A 14,948-nucleotide genomic window follows, 5' to 3' on the forward strand; every position below is an offset into this window, starting at 1 on the left:
CGATATTTTCCGCCAACGCTATTCTGGCGGAATTAACACACAGTCCTCTTTCCTTTGGCCGAGCGGTATCCCGAAAACCATGACGAACGCGATCGGGGACAATAAATTATTTGGCCGCTCTTTTTAGTTTACCGATATACTGTGAGTAGTTTTTTAAACTTATTGCGCATTAATTCATTAAGTGAATATAAAAATACATAAACATAATACCAGCTTAATTATACATGGATTTTTATGACAGAAACGTCATCTCACCGCTATAAACCACGCAATATAATAAATGCGCCAAATGTAAAATCGTCTATTTTTTCCCGGAGCCAACAACGCGGCGACAGCGAAATTATCCAGCGCTGGTTAAGCAACCATTTTTATCGTTGGATCATTGGTGACTTTCCTCATGTTTATCCTGTGCGCTCCGTCGCCGATTATGCCGTTTATTTTAGCGCTGATGCAGAAATCCCCGCCTGGCTGGCGCCAAAGCTGGGTGGCGATGAGCGCTTTTACTACCTTAACGTTCAGCACCCGCAACTTGTGGCGATGGAAAGAGATTTAGTGGAATTTCTTTCGCGTCAGGAAGGAACGCGGCTGGAAACTAAACTACAGCGTATCAACTGCTTTACCGTGCTGGCAATGCGCGAAGCGGAGCATCAAAAAATGCAGCGCCTGCGTGAACAAGGTTGGTATCCCTCCAACAGCGAGGCGCTAAAACCGGTGATGACGGTGAATAACGGCGTACTGGTTGAACTTGATGCAACAAATCCCGGCCTGCGCAGTGAGATGGCGTATGAATCCTGGCATATGCAACACTGCGTCGGAGATTTTGATAATAAAGGCGCGCTTTCCGGCGGCTACGGCGATTACTACGCCCGGCAAATTGAACAACAAAAACTTCGCCTGTTCAGCCTGCGCGACGGCAATAATATTCCCCACGTCACAATAAGCCTGGTGGTTGGTAATAACGGCCTGAGCATTGATCAGATTAAAGGTAAGCAAAATCGCCACCCTATTAAGAAATATGCTAACGATGTTTTATCTCTGTTACGCCATCTGCAACCACTTCCTGAGCGCCACGCCGATTGCGAAGGGATGGGAATAGTTTATGAAGCAACGCCGGAATATTCAGGTTGGAAATTTATTACTCATATTCATGACCTCAATTTTCTGCTCAATGTGCTGCATGACAATTTTCATTTAATGGAACACTTCCCTACGCCTCCGGTGGCTTTACAGTGGCTGCTGCTGCACAGCGCCCCGGAGGCACTGCGCTACCTTCAGGTTGTTGATCCTAACGTGGCGACGGCTGCGGAAATGCTGTTTCCGCAGCATGAATGGCATCCTACGCTTGCCGGGAAAAACACCAGTAGCGAACCTTTCGAAATTGAAAGCCTGACGCTACAAACCACGCGCTATCTTTCTGCAACCAGGGAGGAGCGCTAATGTTCTGGATTGTTCTTATTATTGCCGCCCTATTTTTTAGCTGGCGCAACTACAAAAAAAACAAACCGCTGATTGCGGCCCGTATCGCCGAGGAGAAAGAAAAAGATCGTCTGAAGGATCTGCGTCGCGATACCCGACGGCGGCAATGGGCGCTGGCGCTAGCTGATATCCTCGCCCGGCGCAACGGGCTACCGATCAAAGGCGTTGAGCTGGTCTTCAAACTTGACGATGACAAACGCCGCTATCTGGCACAGCAGGTAAAAAAAGAGCTGGGCTTGAGCGAAAACCTCGACGGCGCGGCGTTACGCCACAAGGTCGAGGATATCTTACGCCGCTGGCCTGCGGGCATCGGCAGCTCGCCGCGCACGTTTTATCATCATCTGGCGGCCCAGGGCCAGGTCCGCGACGCGCTGGCTTTCGACTGCATGCGCACCGCCTTTCTGACCCGCTGTATCGCCGGGCTCGGCTGGTGCGACGTACATCAGGCCTGGCTGGTGTTATTACTTAACGCCCAGCGCGCTCAGGACTGTTTTGATTCCTGGGAGGATTACGCCACCGCCTACGTTCGTGCCCGCCGGGTATGGCTCACGCTACGTGACACGCCAACAGCGCTTGCCGGACGGGATTTACAGGAAGCCACCCATTATCTGCAAGACCCTGTCAGCCGCTGGCGACAACTGCCGTGGAATGAATTCAAAATTTTCGAGCCGATTTAAAGGACTATTTATGGAACAGGATGATCGTCTGCTCAACGCTATGTTTGAGATGTGCAACCACAAAAATCCCCTCAATGACGGGCAACGAGAGTGGCATATCGCCGATATTTCCGGCCTGCTGCGCGAAGAACGCTATGACGAACTGGACGAACGTTACAACCAGGCGCTGATGGAGAGCTTTACCAGCCGCGAAGCGGAAAAGCGCTATTTCTTCGCCTGGAATCAAATGGACAACCCTTTTTACGATATGGACACGCTGGTTGAGGCTGGGCCGCAAGGATTAGCGCTGATCAAAAACTGGCAGCGCGCTCGTCCCCGCTCCACTCACGCCTGGCTTGCCGAGGCGCAATACTGGAATCACCGTGCGTGGCTGTACCGCAGCTATGGCTGGGCGAGAGAAACCACCCGAGCGATGTGGATCTGCGCCGCCGCCTGCAACGAACGGATGGTCATCGCCGCGCTCAATGCTATCGACTGTGAACCGCGCCAGTGGATGGCGGCGGCCCTGACCAGCACCAACTCAAAAGTCTTCGGCCAGCCCGACTGGCTGGTTGAGTTCCTCGTGGGCGCGGATGTTGCCGGGCAGCCATTAATGGAAGATCTGGCTGAATATCATCGCCATTCACCGCAGGAGGTGGACGCGCTGATGGCCCATTCCGGGCTGTCGTTTGCCGACGCGGTTTGCCCAAATTTGCCTCGCCCGTCCGTGCTGCCGGAGTGCAATGACGATGCCGGGCAAAAATACTGGCTCGCCGTCTGCCTGGCTATTTTCCCGACGGCATTTTACGTGCTGGATGAATATATCCCGTTTCGTATGCCACGCTGGAGAGGGTCTCACGAGGAGATCCGCGAATTTCTGGAATCAAGCGTATGCGATCACCTTTCTGCCGCAGAACGTGAACATCTGGAGCTATTGATCTGGTGGGACGATCACCGCGATCTGCGCATCAAAGAGGTTGACTCCCCGGCAGAACAGGAACGTATTATCGCCAAAGCCGAAGAGATTAGCCTGCGAGCGCATATCCAGGAATCTCGCCACAACGCGCTGGAGTGGCTGCGGGTCTGCTATAGCGATCTGGACGATAATGACGCGCTCTGGCGAACCCTTCAGCGTTCGATCGTGGAAAAAGTTAAGCTCAACAATTACTTCTCTGATGACACGATAAAGTTCGCCCTGCGCGATTTTCCTGACACCTGGTGGATGTATAATTTTCTCTGTCAGAATGCGCAGCAAACGGAATTCGCAGTGCCGAAAATCCGTCGTGGCTACTTTCAGTACGCCGGGTTATTGGGTTTCGAAAAGGATGAGGCGCAAGGCCTCGCCTGGCTCGATAGCGTCGCCGACATTCAATATAACCATAGCTGGCGGGCGGCGATTAAAAATTTCAACTGGTTCGGGCTCCCGGAACATTTCGTGCCGCTGGCAGAGCTGGGCGCACAAAGAAATATACCCGCCGCGCTAAACCTGCTGGGCCTTGAACACAATAATAAAGAGAACAACGGCCTACTACCTTACGATCCTGCCATCGCGTTAGGGTATTTTCAGCGCGCGGCGGAGATTTTGCACCGGCAGTTAGCGCTGCGCGAGAGCACCCCGTACAAATTAATAGATAACGGAGGCTATACCGACTATGAAAATGACCTGCAAAATATTCATTTCAGCATCGGCGTCTGCAACCAGCGTCTGAGTAAACAAGAACCTGATACCGAAAAACGTTCCGCTTATGAAAAAGAACTACTCGATAATCTCTGGCTGGCGCATCAGTTCGGGCATAAAGAGGCCTGGGGCTTGTTCCTGCTGAATATTTTTGAAGTGAAGGATATTACGCTGGCGCATAAGCATCTGGAACTGGTGCAACAAGAGGCCAACAAAGGCACGCTACATGCTATGGTGACCCTATCGCGCCTGCACGGTAATAAACACGATCGAACGCTGTTTAATATGAAGCTAAGCGCACGCTGGGCGCATTTTGCCTTCACACTTTACCCGGATAATGAAATCGTTATGGACTGCCTGGACCACCTGCATTTCGATTCTTTCTGGAAACGCTTTCGTTTCGCCTGGTATACCGTCCGTATCCCGAATTCAGAGCTGCCGGGACAGGTCAACTCAATGGTGTAAGGTGGTTTACTCCCCTCTCCCACGGCGCTACAATGCCCGCCCTTAAAGTGAGGACTCTCCTCAAGCCGCCTCATCAGGTGAGGCGGATCTGACCTGTCATCAGAACGAGAAAATGATGTTTAAACCAGAACTCCTTTCGCCGGCGGGAACGCTGAAAAATATGCGTTACGCTTTCGCTTACGGTGCCGATGCCGTCTATGCGGGCCAACCACGCTACTCTTTACGCGTGCGTAATAACGAATTCAATCACGAAAATTTGCAGCTTGGCATCAACGAAGCCCACGCGCTCGGAAAAAAATTCTACGTGGTGGTGAACATCGCCCCGCATAACGCCAAGCTCAAAACCTTTATCCGTGACCTGAAACCCGTCGTCGAGATGGGCCCGGATGCGCTGATCATGTCCGATCCAGGGTTGATTATGCTGGTACGCGAGCACTTCCCGACAATGCCGATTCACCTGTCGGTACAGGCTAACGCCGTAAACTGGGCGACGGTAAAATTCTGGCAGCAGATGGGGCTGACCCGTGTGATTCTCTCCCGCGAACTGTCGCTGGAAGAGATTGAGGAAATTCGCCAGCAGGTGCCGGATATGGAAATAGAAATTTTCGTCCACGGCGCGCTATGCATGGCCTATTCCGGCCGCTGCCTGCTTTCCGGCTACATCAATAAACGCGATCCGAATCAGGGCACCTGCACCAATGCCTGCCGTTGGGAATATAACGTGCAGGAAGGAAAAGAAGACGTTGTCGGCAACATCGTGCATAAGCACGAACCGATTCCGGTACAGAACGTTGAGCCGACGCTCGGTATCGGCGCGCCGACGGATAAAGTGTTTATGATAGAAGAGGCCCAAAGACCGGGCGAATACATGACCGCGTTCGAAGACGAGCATGGCACCTATATCATGAACTCAAAAGATTTGCGCGCTATCGCCCACGTGGAGCGCCTGACGAAAATGGGCGTCCACTCGCTGAAAATCGAAGGCCGCACCAAATCCTTTTATTACTGCGCCCGTACCGCGCAGGTCTACCGTAAGGCCATCGACGACGCCGCCGCGGGTAAACCCTTCGACCCTACGCTGCTGGAAACGTTGGAAGGTCTGGCTCATCGCGGCTATACCGAAGGTTTCCTGCGTCGCCATACGCACGACGATTACCAGAATTACGAGTACGGGTACTCCGTTTCCGAACGCCAGCAATTTGTCGGCGAGTTCACCGGCGAGCGTAAAGGCCAACTGGCGGCCGTGACGGTGAAAAATAAATTCTCCGTTGGCGATAGTCTGGAGCTGATGACACCGCAGGGAAATATCCATTTCACCCTGGAACAGATGGAGAACGCCAAAGGCGACGCTATGCCGGTGGCACCTGGCGATGGCTATACCGTCTGGATGCCCGTCCCGCAGGACGTTACGCTGGATTACGCACTATTGATGCGTAATTTCTCAGGCGAATCAACGCGTAACCCCTATGCTAAGTAGTTAATTGCGGTTATTTTTTCATGGCGGGAAGATTCTTAGAAATTGATCACATACCGCTTCGCTCAATGCGGGTATTATTCAACGCGCTGAAAAACATAACCCATAAATGCTAGCTGTACCAGGAACCACCTCCTTGGCCTGCGTAATCTCCCTTACGCAGGCTTATTTTTTGCGTATAATCCATAAAAAAGTGGTACTTCCCGCCATATCCAAAATTGACCACACTAACCAAAGCGCAAATGGGCGCTTAGGTTTAGAGACCTCCCCTATCCATTGCCAGCCAGCAAGTCACAATCCTCCCCGCATCCGGTCGGACTCAGGACTTAGCATTGTGACGTTAACGTTTAAAATCAGTGAATTAAATCAATAACTACTTTGTGAGCACTTACACAAAAAGTTTCCAGGTTATTAAATTAAGGTTAAAAACTGATAATTTAAGCGTGTAAAAATATGGCACGTTTTAATGCCGCTTTTACAAGGATTAAAATAATGTTTTCCCGGATTAGAGGTTTGATTTCATGTCAAAGTAATACTCAAACCATCGCACCTACGCTCAGTCCACCTTCATCAGGCCATGTAAGTTTTGCTGGGATTGATTATCCTCTATTGCCACTAGATCACCATACGCCGCTCGTTTTTCAGTGGTTTGAACGCAATCCAGATAGATTTGGTCAAAACGAAATTCCCATTATCAATACGCAGAAAAACCCTTATCTTAATAATATTATCAATGCTGCTATAATAGAAAAAGAAAGAATTATCGGTATTTTCGTTGATGGCGATTTTAGCAAGGGACAAAGAAAAGCATTGGGAAAATTGGAACAAAATTATAGAAACATAAAGGTTATTTACAATTCTGACCTTAATTATAGCATGTATGATAAAAAGTTAACGACGATTTATTTAGAAAACATCACCAAACTGGAAGCTCAGTCAGCAAGTGAACGAGATGAGGTCTTGCTTAACGGGGTAAAAAAAAGCCTGGAAGATGTCTTGAAAAACAATCCGGAGGAAACGCTTATTTCATCTCATAATAAAGACAAAGGTCACTTATGGTTTGACTTCTACAGAAATCTTTTCCTGCTAAAAGGAAGCGATGCCTTTCTGGAAGCTGGTAAACCTGGTTGTCATCATCTGCAACCAGGCGGTGGGTGCATATATCTTGATGCAGATATGTTACTTACTGATAAACTCGGTACTTTGTATTTACCTGATGGTATCGCTATCCATGTAAGTCGTAAAGATAATCATGTTAGCCTTGAAAATGGGATTATTGCTGTTAACCGCAGCGAGCATCCAGCATTAATAAAAGGACTCGAAATTATGCACAGTAAACCTTATGGCGATCCCTATAATGACTGGCTCAGTAAAGGGTTGAGGCATTATTTTGACGGTTCTCATATACAAGATTATGACGCATTTTGCGATTTCATTGAATTTAAACACGAAAATATCATTATGAACACAAGCAGTTTAACTGCCAGTTCTTGGAGGTAATCATGATAGCCTTGTTTTACTCACCCTTCCCACCGTCACGTATAATCGGTATCCAGAGTTATTCCTTTATCCTGTAAAATGTGATACAGATTCTCCATTGATCTAATAACTACCTCAATTTCACATTCAAGTTTCTCTACAGAACTTTCATTGAGTGAGAAGTTGAGAGCCAGTAATAATGATTGTGAGTTATTATCATAACACAAATGTGGTCCATTATTCTCTGCAAACCATAAATTAGCATTGAGAAATTCAAAAGCAAGATTATTATTATCCGGAGGTTTTCCGCAAAAACCGTATATCATTATATACTCACTGTTAGTGCTTGTTAGTAAGATACGGTAACGGTTATCTATAATAAATGAGCATAATCTGTTTTCGTCAAAGACAATTGAATCGGTATTTAATTTTAGTGAAAACTGTCTTAATAAGCGATCGGCTCTTGAATACATAACACCCCATACTCTATCTAAAGCGTTTCTATATAAGTCATAAGCCTCTGGTCTGGACGATTAACACCCCGTGTCATCGTCGGAATTCGTCTTTTCCCTATGACTTGCTGTGTTTGCTCATTTATGGCCAGGCTGGCCGGGTTCTGATGCCATTTGCGCTAAGGTATAGTCCGGCGCATATTCCCATCATACCAATTCCCCCCATGCCAAACGATGCGCCTAAAACCGTCAGAGCGGTAGTATATGCCGCACCACTACTGACACTGGCGACAGCCCCTGAGCATACCCCACTGAAAACACTTGTAAACAATGCCGTGGTTCCCACGCATATTAAACATCTGGGTTTATTGCCGTAAGCGTTAAACTCAACGATTTCAGCTACCGGTTTTTCGTCATTACCCCGTTCAGAAGGAGGGAGCAATGGCGTTTGCGCATTCACGCCTGAAGTGACATTCATATAAACCTCTTCATGCACATGCCTGTTTATGTTTATGAGAAAAGCGATACATCAGGCAACGGTACGACTATAGGACACCGCGCTAAGCCATCATCTAAATAGGTTTTATTTGATATATAGTAGCGTGCTTCTAATTGTGCGCCGTGTTTCTGCTAAAGAGTCTAAAGAACATTTCGATTTTATGCTATTAAAAAGTATGTTTGGTAATAAATATCAGGTTTTTATCTGATACTATGGTGTTTGAAATTAATACTGATAACTGACGTATGTTCGTCTTGTTAATTCTCCGTTTCGTTATCAAAGGCGCTATATCGGAAAGCGTCTGACTACCCCTTGTGATTTCCTTGCACTCTCACAAGTGCTACTCAATGCGCATAACGGCATCTCTCTTGTCGCCATTTGCCTTAAACCATGCTTCGCTTACCGCTGCGTACAGCAGGAAGAAAAACGGTAAAGCAATAAGTGCGCAACGTTTCAATTTTCATCCTGTTCTGACCTCGCTTTTTCATTTCTGCTATACACTTTCTGGAGATTGTTGTTCAACCTATTAAGGCATAACGGATGGCTAACTTTCCCGCCAGCTTACTGATCCTCAATGGCAAAAGCGCTGATAACCAGCCGCTACGTGAGGCCATTACTCTACTTCGCGACGAAGGTATACAGATTCACGTTCGGGTAACCTGGGAAAAAGGCGACGCGCAGCGTTACGTTGATGAAGCCCGTAGACTGGGCGTTGAAACGGTGATTGCCGGCGGCGGAGACGGTACCATTAATGAAGTGTCGACCGCGCTCATCCAGATCCGCGACGGCGTAGCCCCTGCACTGGGCCTTTTGCCGCTCGGCACTGCCAACGATTTTGCCACCAGCGCCGGTATTCCTGAAGCGCTGGACAAAGCGCTGAAACTGGCGATTGCCGGAAACGCGATGGAAATTGATATGGCCAGGGTCAATGATAAAACCTGCTTTATCAATATGGCGACGGGCGGTTTTGGCACCCGCATTACCACCGAAACGCCGGAAAAACTTAAAGCCGCATTGGGCGGCGTCTCCTATCTTATCCACGGTCTGATGAGAATGGATACGCTGACCCCTGATCGCTGCGAAATACGTGGCGAAAACTTTCACTGGCAGGGCGATGCGCTGGTGATCGGCATCGGCAACGGTCGTCAGGCCGGCGGCGGGCAGCAATTATGTCCCACCGCGCTGATTAACGACGGACTGTTACAGCTACGGATTTTTACCGGCGAAGAGCTGCTGCCGGCGCTGTTTTCCACACTCACGCAGTCAGATGACAATCCGAATATTATTGACGGCGCCTCAGCGTGGTTTGATATTCATGCGCCGCATGAAATCACGTTTAATCTGGATGGCGAACCACTCAGCGGACAAGAATTTCATATTGAGGTGCTGCCTGGCGCATTACGCTGTCGGCTGCCGCCGGACTGCCCGTTGCTACGTTAATAACACCAGTCGCTGGCCGGATGCGCTCACATCCGGCTTTTCTTCGTTGAACTCAGGCGATGGTGACTTTGCTATCCAGATAGACATCCTGTACGGCATTAATCAACTTCACGCCATCAGCCATCGATTTCTTAAAGGCTTTACGTCCCAGAATTAGCCCCATTCCACCGGCTCGTTTGTTGATCACCGCGGTACGAACCGCGTCGCCGAGATCAGTGTCACCGCCGTCCGCGCCGCCGGAGTTGATAAGCCCGGCGCGTCCCATATAGCAGTTCGCCAACTGGTAACGAACCAAATCAATCGGGTTATCGCTGGTCAGTTTGCTGTACACGCGATCGTCGGTATAGCCGAAGTTGACCGCTTTATAACCGCCATTATTCTCGGCCATTTTCTGTTTCACAATATCCGCGCCAATCGTAGCGGCCAGATGGTTGGCTTGCCCCGTCAGGTCAGCGGATACATGGTAATCAACGCCGTCTTTTTTAAAGGAAGAATTACGCAGGTAAGCCCACAATACGGTCACCATACCCAGCTCATGCGCACGCTCAAAAGCGGCGGAGATCTCTTCAATCTGGCGACGAGACTGTTCCGAACCGAAATAGATCGTCGCCCCTACCGCCACAGCGCCCATGTTGAACGCCTGCTCAACGCTGGCGTACAGGGTCTGATCGTACTCTGTCGGATAGCTCAATGTTTCGTTGTGATTCAGTTTGACCAAAAACGGAATACGGTGCGCATAGCGCCGTGAAACCGAGGCCAGTACGCCGTAGGTAGAGGCCACGCAGTTACAGCCGGCCTCAATCGCCAATTCAACAATGTTTTTTGGGTCAAAGTAGCGCGGGTTGGCCGCAAAAGAGGCGCCGGCGGAGTGCTCCACTCCCTGATCGACGGGCAGTATCGAAAGGTATCCTGTTCCCGCCAGGCGTCCAGTATTATAGAGCGTCTGCATATTACGCAGAACGGCTGGTGGACGATTATTGTCAATCATCACCCGGTCAACGTAATCCTTGCCGGGTAGATAAAGCTGATCGGAAGGAATGGTCATACAACGATGCTGTAAAAGGCTGTCGGCGTCTTTGCCAAGCAACTGCGCAATATCAGTCATAGCTATGCTCCCGTAAGTTCCGATAGGGTATCGGAAGATGAATAGTCCTGCCCCGCAGATTGCGGGTCGCAATAAGCCTGGTACTGACCGACCATTTTTGCCAACTTTAGCGCATTTTTTCGGCGCTATCTGCTGACTCGATTCACGTCCGAAAAAGTGTTAGATCGGTCAAAATTAATGCTCAATGGTATTTAAAAGGTATTATTAAATGGTATTGTCATGGCGTACCTTACCTGTCATGAAGGATTCAAAAATGAAAACGACCTTTAAACTGTCGTTCATGATGTTCGTGGAGTGGTTTATCTGGGGCGCCTGGTTCGTCCCCCTGTGGCTATGGCTAAATAAAAGCGGGTTTTCCGCCGGTGAAATAGGCTGGTCTTATGCCTGTACCGCCATTGCGGCGATCCTGTCGCCGATTCTGGTCGGCTCCGTTACCGACCGTTTTTTCTCAGCGCAAAAAGTCCTGGCGGTACTGATGTTTGCAGGCGCCGTGCTGATGTATTTCGCGGCGCAGCAAACCACCTTCGCCGGATTCTTTCCGCTGCTTCTGGCCTATTCATTGACCTATATGCCGACCATCGCGCTGACAAACAGCATTGCCTTCGCTAACGTACCGGACGTTGAACGCGATTTTCCACGCATTCGCGTTATGGGAACCATTGGGTGGATAGCCTCCGGCCTCGCCTGTGGATTCCTGCCGCAAATGTTAGGCTATAACGATATTTCCCCCACCAACATTCCACTGCTCATAACCGCCGCAAGTTCAGCGTTGCTGGGCGTATTTGCGTTCTGTCTGCCAGACACGCCGCCAAAAAGCACCGGCAAGATGGATATTAAAGTGATGCTGGGGCTGGATGCGCTGGTTCTGCTGCGCGATAAAAACTTTCTCGTTTTCTTCTTCTGTTCCTTCCTGTTTGCGATGCCGCTGGCCTTCTACTACATCTTCGCTAACGGCTATCTGACAGAAGTGGGAATGAAAAACGCCACCGGCTGGATGACGCTCGGCCAGTTCTCTGAAATCTTCTTTATGCTGGCGCTACCCTTTTTCACTAAGCGCTTTGGTATTAAAAAGGTATTATTACTTGGTCTTATTACCGCCGCGATCCGCTACGGCTTTTTTGTCTATGGCGGCGCGGAAACGTACTTCACTTATGCCCTGCTGTTCCTCGGTATTTTGCTGCACGGCGTGAGTTACGATTTCTACTACGTCACCGCCTACATTTATGTCGATAAAAAAGCGCCGGTTCATATGCGTACCGCTGCGCAAGGGCTTATCACCCTCTGCTGTCAGGGATTCGGCAGCCTGCTGGGCTATCGTCTCGGCGGCGTGATGATGGAAAAAATGTTTGCTTATCCGCAACCGGTTAACGGTCTGACATTCAACTGGGCGGGCATGTGGACGTTTGGCGCAGTGATGATTGCCGTCATCGCGCTACTGTTTATGATTTTCTTTCGCGAATCGGACAAAGAGATCACTGCTATTGACGATCGCGATATTGCGTTGACACAAGGGGAAGTAAAATGAAAGCAGAACGTATTCTCGGTGCTCTTTACGGGCAAGCGTTAGGGGATGCGATGGGAATGCCCTCTGAGCTGTGGCCGAGAACGCGCGTCAAAGCGCATTTCGGCTGGATTGACCGCTTTCTGCCCGGGCCAAAAGAGAATAATGCCGCCTGCTATTTTAACCGCGCGGAGTTTACGGATGATACCGCAATGGCGCTCTGCCTGGCCGACGCGCTACTCGAATGCGAAGGCAACATTGATCCCGAGATTATTGGGCGTAACATCCTCGCCTGGGCAGAACGCTTTGATGCGTTCAATAAAAATGTACTCGGCCCGACGTCAAAAATTGCGCTGAATGCGATTCGCGACGGCAAACCCATCGCGGCGCTGGAAAATAACGGCGTGACTAACGGCGCGGCCATGCGCGTTTCGCCGTTGGGCTGCTTGTTGCCGCCAACTAACCTGACAGCCTTTATAGCAGAAGTAGCGTTAGCCTCCAGCCCGACGCATAAATCCGATCTGGCGGTGGCTGGCGCCGTGGTTGTCGCCTGGGCCGTCTCGCGAGCGGTTAACGGCGACACGTGGCAAAGTATTGCCGACTCGCTCCCCGCCGTCGCCCATCAGGCGCAGACAGCGCGTATTACCACGTTTAGCGCCTCGCTATCGGCACGTCTGGAACTGGCGCTAAACATTGTCCGCCACGCCGACGGCGTCGAATCTGCCAGCGAACAGCTCTATCAGATCATCGGCGCGGGAACCAGCACCATTGAATCGGTTCCCTGCGCTATCGCCATGGTGGAACTGGCGAATACCGATCCTAACCGCTGTGCCGTGCTGTGCGCTAACCTCGGCGGCGATACCGACACTATCGGCGCGATGGCTACCGCCATTTGCGGCGCGTTGCACGGGGTAAGCGCCATTAACCCCCAGTTAAAGCAAACGCTGGACGAGGTTAATCAGCTGGATTTTGCGCGCTATGCCGTTGCGCTGGCGAGCTATCGTCAACGGCGGGAGGCACTATGAACGGCGCACGGTTGCTGACATTATTACCGACCCTGCATACCCGGCGTCCGCTCACCGTTATCGGCGCGGCAGTGATCGATATCATTGCCGACGCCTGGACGTTGCCGCGTCGCGGAGGCGATATTGAACTGCAACAACAGAGCGTCAATGTCGGCGGCTGTGCGCTGAATATTGCCGTGGCGTTGAAACGACTGGGGATTGACGCCAGCAATGCGCTGCCGCTGGGCCAGGGCGTGTGGGCGGAGAGGATTCGCCGCCGTCTGGCAAAAGAGGGATTATCCAGCGTGATTGACGCGGTTGAAGGAGATAACGGCTGGTGTCTGGCGTTAGTCGAACCGGATGGCGAACGCACGTTTATGTCTTTTAGCGGCGTGGAAAACCAGTGGAATGCGGACTGGCTGTCGCAGCTCAGGACACCGCGGGGCAGTCTTGTCTACCTGTCCGGCTATCAACTGGCCTCGTCCTGTGGCGAGCCACTGATCCAGTGGCTGGAAACCGTCGACGATGTAACGCCTTTTATCGATTTTGGCCCGCGAATCGGTGATATTACAGACGATGCAATGGCGCGCATTATGGCCTGCCGGCCCATCGTCTCCCTCAACCGCCAGGAAGCCATCATCGCTGCGGAACGCGCCGGGCTTGCGACCGATACGCGCACTTTCGGCGAAGCATGGGTAAAACGCTTTTCCGCGCCGCTGGTGGTGCGCCACGATAAAGACGGAGCGTGGTATTTTAGCGCGCAATCTTCCGGCGTTGTGCCAGCGTTTCCGGCAACCGTGGTGGATACCATCGGCGCAGGCGACAGCCATGCTGGCGGCGTGCTGGCAGGACTGGCGTCAGGCTGGTCGCTCGCGGATGCCGTACTGCTGGGAAATGCGGTGGCGAGCTGGGTGGTCGGGCATCGCGGCGGCGACTGCGCGCCCACACGCGAGGCGCTACTCCTCGCACACAAAAACGTATAGGTCGCTACGACAATAACTGATGCTGTATTCAATAGGCCGCTGCTGCTGATCGAGCGCCACCTGCTTAATCACCAGCACCGGCACTTTACCATCCATTTGAATATGCGACTGAAACTCATCATCCGGCATCCGGGCGCTAACGCGGGATCGGGTACGCTGAGGGTAAATGTGCTGGCGACGAAAATAGTCATACAGAGAAATGCCAATCGCGTCGACATCATGAATCAGATGCGCGGGCACCCAGGACTCTTCAATCGATACCGCGTCCTCATCAACATAACGAATGCGTTTGAGTAAAAAGACGTCGCTGCCTGCGGGGATCGCCAGATGCTGCGCGACCTCATCCGGACAACTTACCACGCGTTTGTTAACCCATAGCGTATCCGGTTTTTTGCCGCGCAAGACAACCTGCTGAGAAAATCCCCGCGCCTCTTTCAGGGAATATTCAAAGATATTATTGATTTGCGTACCGTAGCCGCGGGCGCGCGTGACGACACCCTCTTCTTCCAGCGCCTGCATCGCTTTCCGTACCGTGATGCGCGAGACGCCGGTAAGCTGGCTGAGATCGCGTTCGCCAGGCAAAATATTACCGTGCTCAAGAATACCGCTGCGCACGGCATCCTTTACCGTCTGGGCGAATTTCATGTATAGCGGCGTATTATCCGCCGCTGAAATTCGTTCATTCAGTTGCGCGATGAGCCGGGTATGCGCTTGTTCCATTTATCTTTCCTGACGA

Annotated in this window: 13 protein-coding genes; 9 read left to right on the forward strand and 4 right to left on the reverse strand. The window is 50.9% G+C overall.

The window, feature by feature from the left end; all coding sequences use genetic code 11:
* Window positions 1-234 precede the first annotated feature (234 nt).
* From ACLJRS_RS06875 to sseK2, 5 genes are all read left to right on the forward strand, one after another.
* A complete protein-coding gene (locus ACLJRS_RS06875) occupies window positions 235-1,437 on the forward strand; it encodes a hypothetical protein (RefSeq protein ID WP_000141049.1) in 1,203 nt (400 codons plus the stop codon).
* Window positions 1,437-2,153 carry a DUF1266 domain-containing protein gene (locus ACLJRS_RS06880; protein ID WP_000498586.1) on the forward strand — a complete coding sequence of 239 codons (717 nt, stop codon included), beginning with the start codon at window positions 1,437-1,439 and terminating at the stop codon, window positions 2,151-2,153. Before ACLJRS_RS06875 ends, ACLJRS_RS06880 begins: the two co-directional genes overlap by 1 nt.
* A gap of 10 nt (window positions 2,154-2,163) precedes the next feature.
* Entirely contained in the window at window positions 2,164-4,275 is a 2,112-nt protein-coding gene (locus ACLJRS_RS06885) for a DUF4034 domain-containing protein (RefSeq protein WP_000434251.1), read from the forward strand.
* A 115-nt stretch (window positions 4,276-4,390) separates the two neighbouring features.
* Entirely contained in the window at window positions 4,391-5,752 is a 1,362-nt protein-coding gene (gene yegQ, locus ACLJRS_RS06890; RefSeq protein ID WP_001669237.1) for a tRNA 5-hydroxyuridine modification protein YegQ, read from the forward strand.
* A gap of 450 nt (window positions 5,753-6,202) precedes the next feature.
* A complete protein-coding gene (gene sseK2 / locus ACLJRS_RS06895; RefSeq protein WP_077906093.1) occupies window positions 6,203-7,249 on the forward strand; it encodes a type III secretion system effector arginine glycosyltransferase SseK2 in 1,047 nt (348 codons plus the stop codon).
* 35 nt (window positions 7,250-7,284) lie between these two features.
* Here sseK2 and ACLJRS_RS06900 read toward each other — a convergent pair whose 3' ends face one another.
* Both ACLJRS_RS06900 and steD read right to left on the reverse strand, forming a co-directional pair.
* Complete coding sequence (locus ACLJRS_RS06900) at window positions 7,285-7,701, reverse strand: CesT family type III secretion system chaperone (protein WP_001669236.1); 417 nt, start codon at window positions 7,699-7,701, stop codon at window positions 7,285-7,287.
* A gap of 121 nt (window positions 7,702-7,822) precedes the next feature.
* On the reverse strand, window positions 7,823-8,158 hold the full coding sequence (gene steD, locus ACLJRS_RS06905) for a type III secretion system effector SteD (RefSeq protein WP_001624968.1): 336 nt from the start codon (window positions 8,156-8,158) through the stop codon (window positions 7,823-7,825).
* Window positions 8,159-8,719: 561 nt separating this feature from the next.
* Here steD and yegS point away from each other — a divergent pair.
* Window positions 8,720-9,619, forward strand: coding sequence for a lipid kinase YegS (gene yegS, locus ACLJRS_RS06910; RefSeq protein ID WP_001273393.1), 900 nt, complete (start codon window positions 8,720-8,722; stop codon window positions 9,617-9,619).
* 52 nt (window positions 9,620-9,671) lie between these two features.
* Here yegS and fbaB read toward each other — a convergent pair whose 3' ends face one another.
* Window positions 9,672-10,724 carry a class I fructose-bisphosphate aldolase gene (gene fbaB / locus ACLJRS_RS06915; RefSeq protein ID WP_000129590.1) on the reverse strand — a complete coding sequence of 351 codons (1,053 nt, stop codon included), beginning with the start codon at window positions 10,722-10,724 and terminating at the stop codon, window positions 9,672-9,674.
* A 253-nt stretch (window positions 10,725-10,977) separates the two neighbouring features.
* Here fbaB and ACLJRS_RS06920 point away from each other — a divergent pair, with 253 nt between their 5' ends.
* Genes ACLJRS_RS06920 through ACLJRS_RS06930 form a run of 3 tightly spaced genes read left to right on the forward strand, consistent with a single transcriptional unit; the run spans window position 10,978 to window position 14,212 of the window.
* Complete coding sequence (locus tag ACLJRS_RS06920; protein WP_000858692.1) at window positions 10,978-12,249, forward strand: nucleoside permease; 1,272 nt, start codon at window positions 10,978-10,980, stop codon at window positions 12,247-12,249.
* A complete protein-coding gene (locus tag ACLJRS_RS06925; protein WP_000642793.1) occupies window positions 12,246-13,250 on the forward strand; it encodes an ADP-ribosylglycohydrolase family protein in 1,005 nt (334 codons plus the stop codon). The genes ACLJRS_RS06920 and ACLJRS_RS06925 overlap by 4 nt, the downstream gene beginning before the upstream one ends.
* Complete coding sequence (locus ACLJRS_RS06930; RefSeq protein WP_001012656.1) at window positions 13,247-14,212, forward strand: PfkB family carbohydrate kinase; 966 nt, start codon at window positions 13,247-13,249, stop codon at window positions 14,210-14,212. The genes ACLJRS_RS06925 and ACLJRS_RS06930 overlap by 4 nt, the downstream gene beginning before the upstream one ends.
* On the opposite strand, the gene ACLJRS_RS06935 is transcribed toward ACLJRS_RS06930, so the two are convergent.
* A complete protein-coding gene (locus tag ACLJRS_RS06935) occupies window positions 14,186-14,932 on the reverse strand; it encodes a GntR family transcriptional regulator (protein ID WP_000434062.1) in 747 nt (248 codons plus the stop codon). The genes ACLJRS_RS06930 and ACLJRS_RS06935 overlap by 27 nt on opposite strands.
* Window positions 14,933-14,948 lie beyond the last annotated feature (16 nt).

The sequence above is a fragment of the Salmonella sp. SAL00670 genome, assembly GCF_046552235.1.
In the GTDB taxonomy this organism is placed as follows: Bacteria; Pseudomonadota; Gammaproteobacteria; order Enterobacterales; family Enterobacteriaceae; genus Salmonella; species Salmonella enterica.

What these genes read in the sequence shown, in the direction of transcription:
- ACLJRS_RS06875 (WP_000141049.1), top strand. Translation starts at nt 235, where the DNA reads ATGACAGAAACGTCATCTCACCGCTATAAACCACGCAATATAATAAAT.
- ACLJRS_RS06880 (WP_000498586.1), top strand. Translation starts at nt 1,437, where the DNA reads ATGTTCTGGATTGTTCTTATTATTGCCGCCCTATTTTTTAGCTGGCGC.
- ACLJRS_RS06885 (WP_000434251.1), top strand. Translation starts at nt 2,164, where the DNA reads ATGGAACAGGATGATCGTCTGCTCAACGCTATGTTTGAGATGTGCAAC.
- yegQ (WP_001669237.1), top strand. Translation starts at nt 4,391, where the DNA reads ATGTTTAAACCAGAACTCCTTTCGCCGGCGGGAACGCTGAAAAATATG.
- sseK2 (WP_077906093.1), top strand. Translation starts at nt 6,203, where the DNA reads ATGGCACGTTTTAATGCCGCTTTTACAAGGATTAAAATAATGTTTTCC.
- ACLJRS_RS06900 (WP_001669236.1), bottom strand. Translation starts at nt 7,701, where the DNA reads ATGTATTCAAGAGCCGATCGCTTATTAAGACAGTTTTCACTAAAATTA.
- steD (WP_001624968.1), bottom strand. Translation starts at nt 8,158, where the DNA reads ATGAATGTCACTTCAGGCGTGAATGCGCAAACGCCATTGCTCCCTCCT.
- yegS (WP_001273393.1), top strand. Translation starts at nt 8,720, where the DNA reads ATGGCTAACTTTCCCGCCAGCTTACTGATCCTCAATGGCAAAAGCGCT.
- fbaB (WP_000129590.1), bottom strand. Translation starts at nt 10,724, where the DNA reads ATGACTGATATTGCGCAGTTGCTTGGCAAAGACGCCGACAGCCTTTTA.
- ACLJRS_RS06920 (WP_000858692.1), top strand. Translation starts at nt 10,978, where the DNA reads ATGAAAACGACCTTTAAACTGTCGTTCATGATGTTCGTGGAGTGGTTT.
- ACLJRS_RS06925 (WP_000642793.1), top strand. Translation starts at nt 12,246, where the DNA reads ATGAAAGCAGAACGTATTCTCGGTGCTCTTTACGGGCAAGCGTTAGGG.
- ACLJRS_RS06930 (WP_001012656.1), top strand. Translation starts at nt 13,247, where the DNA reads ATGAACGGCGCACGGTTGCTGACATTATTACCGACCCTGCATACCCGG.
- ACLJRS_RS06935 (WP_000434062.1), bottom strand. Translation starts at nt 14,932, where the DNA reads ATGGAACAAGCGCATACCCGGCTCATCGCGCAACTGAATGAACGAATT.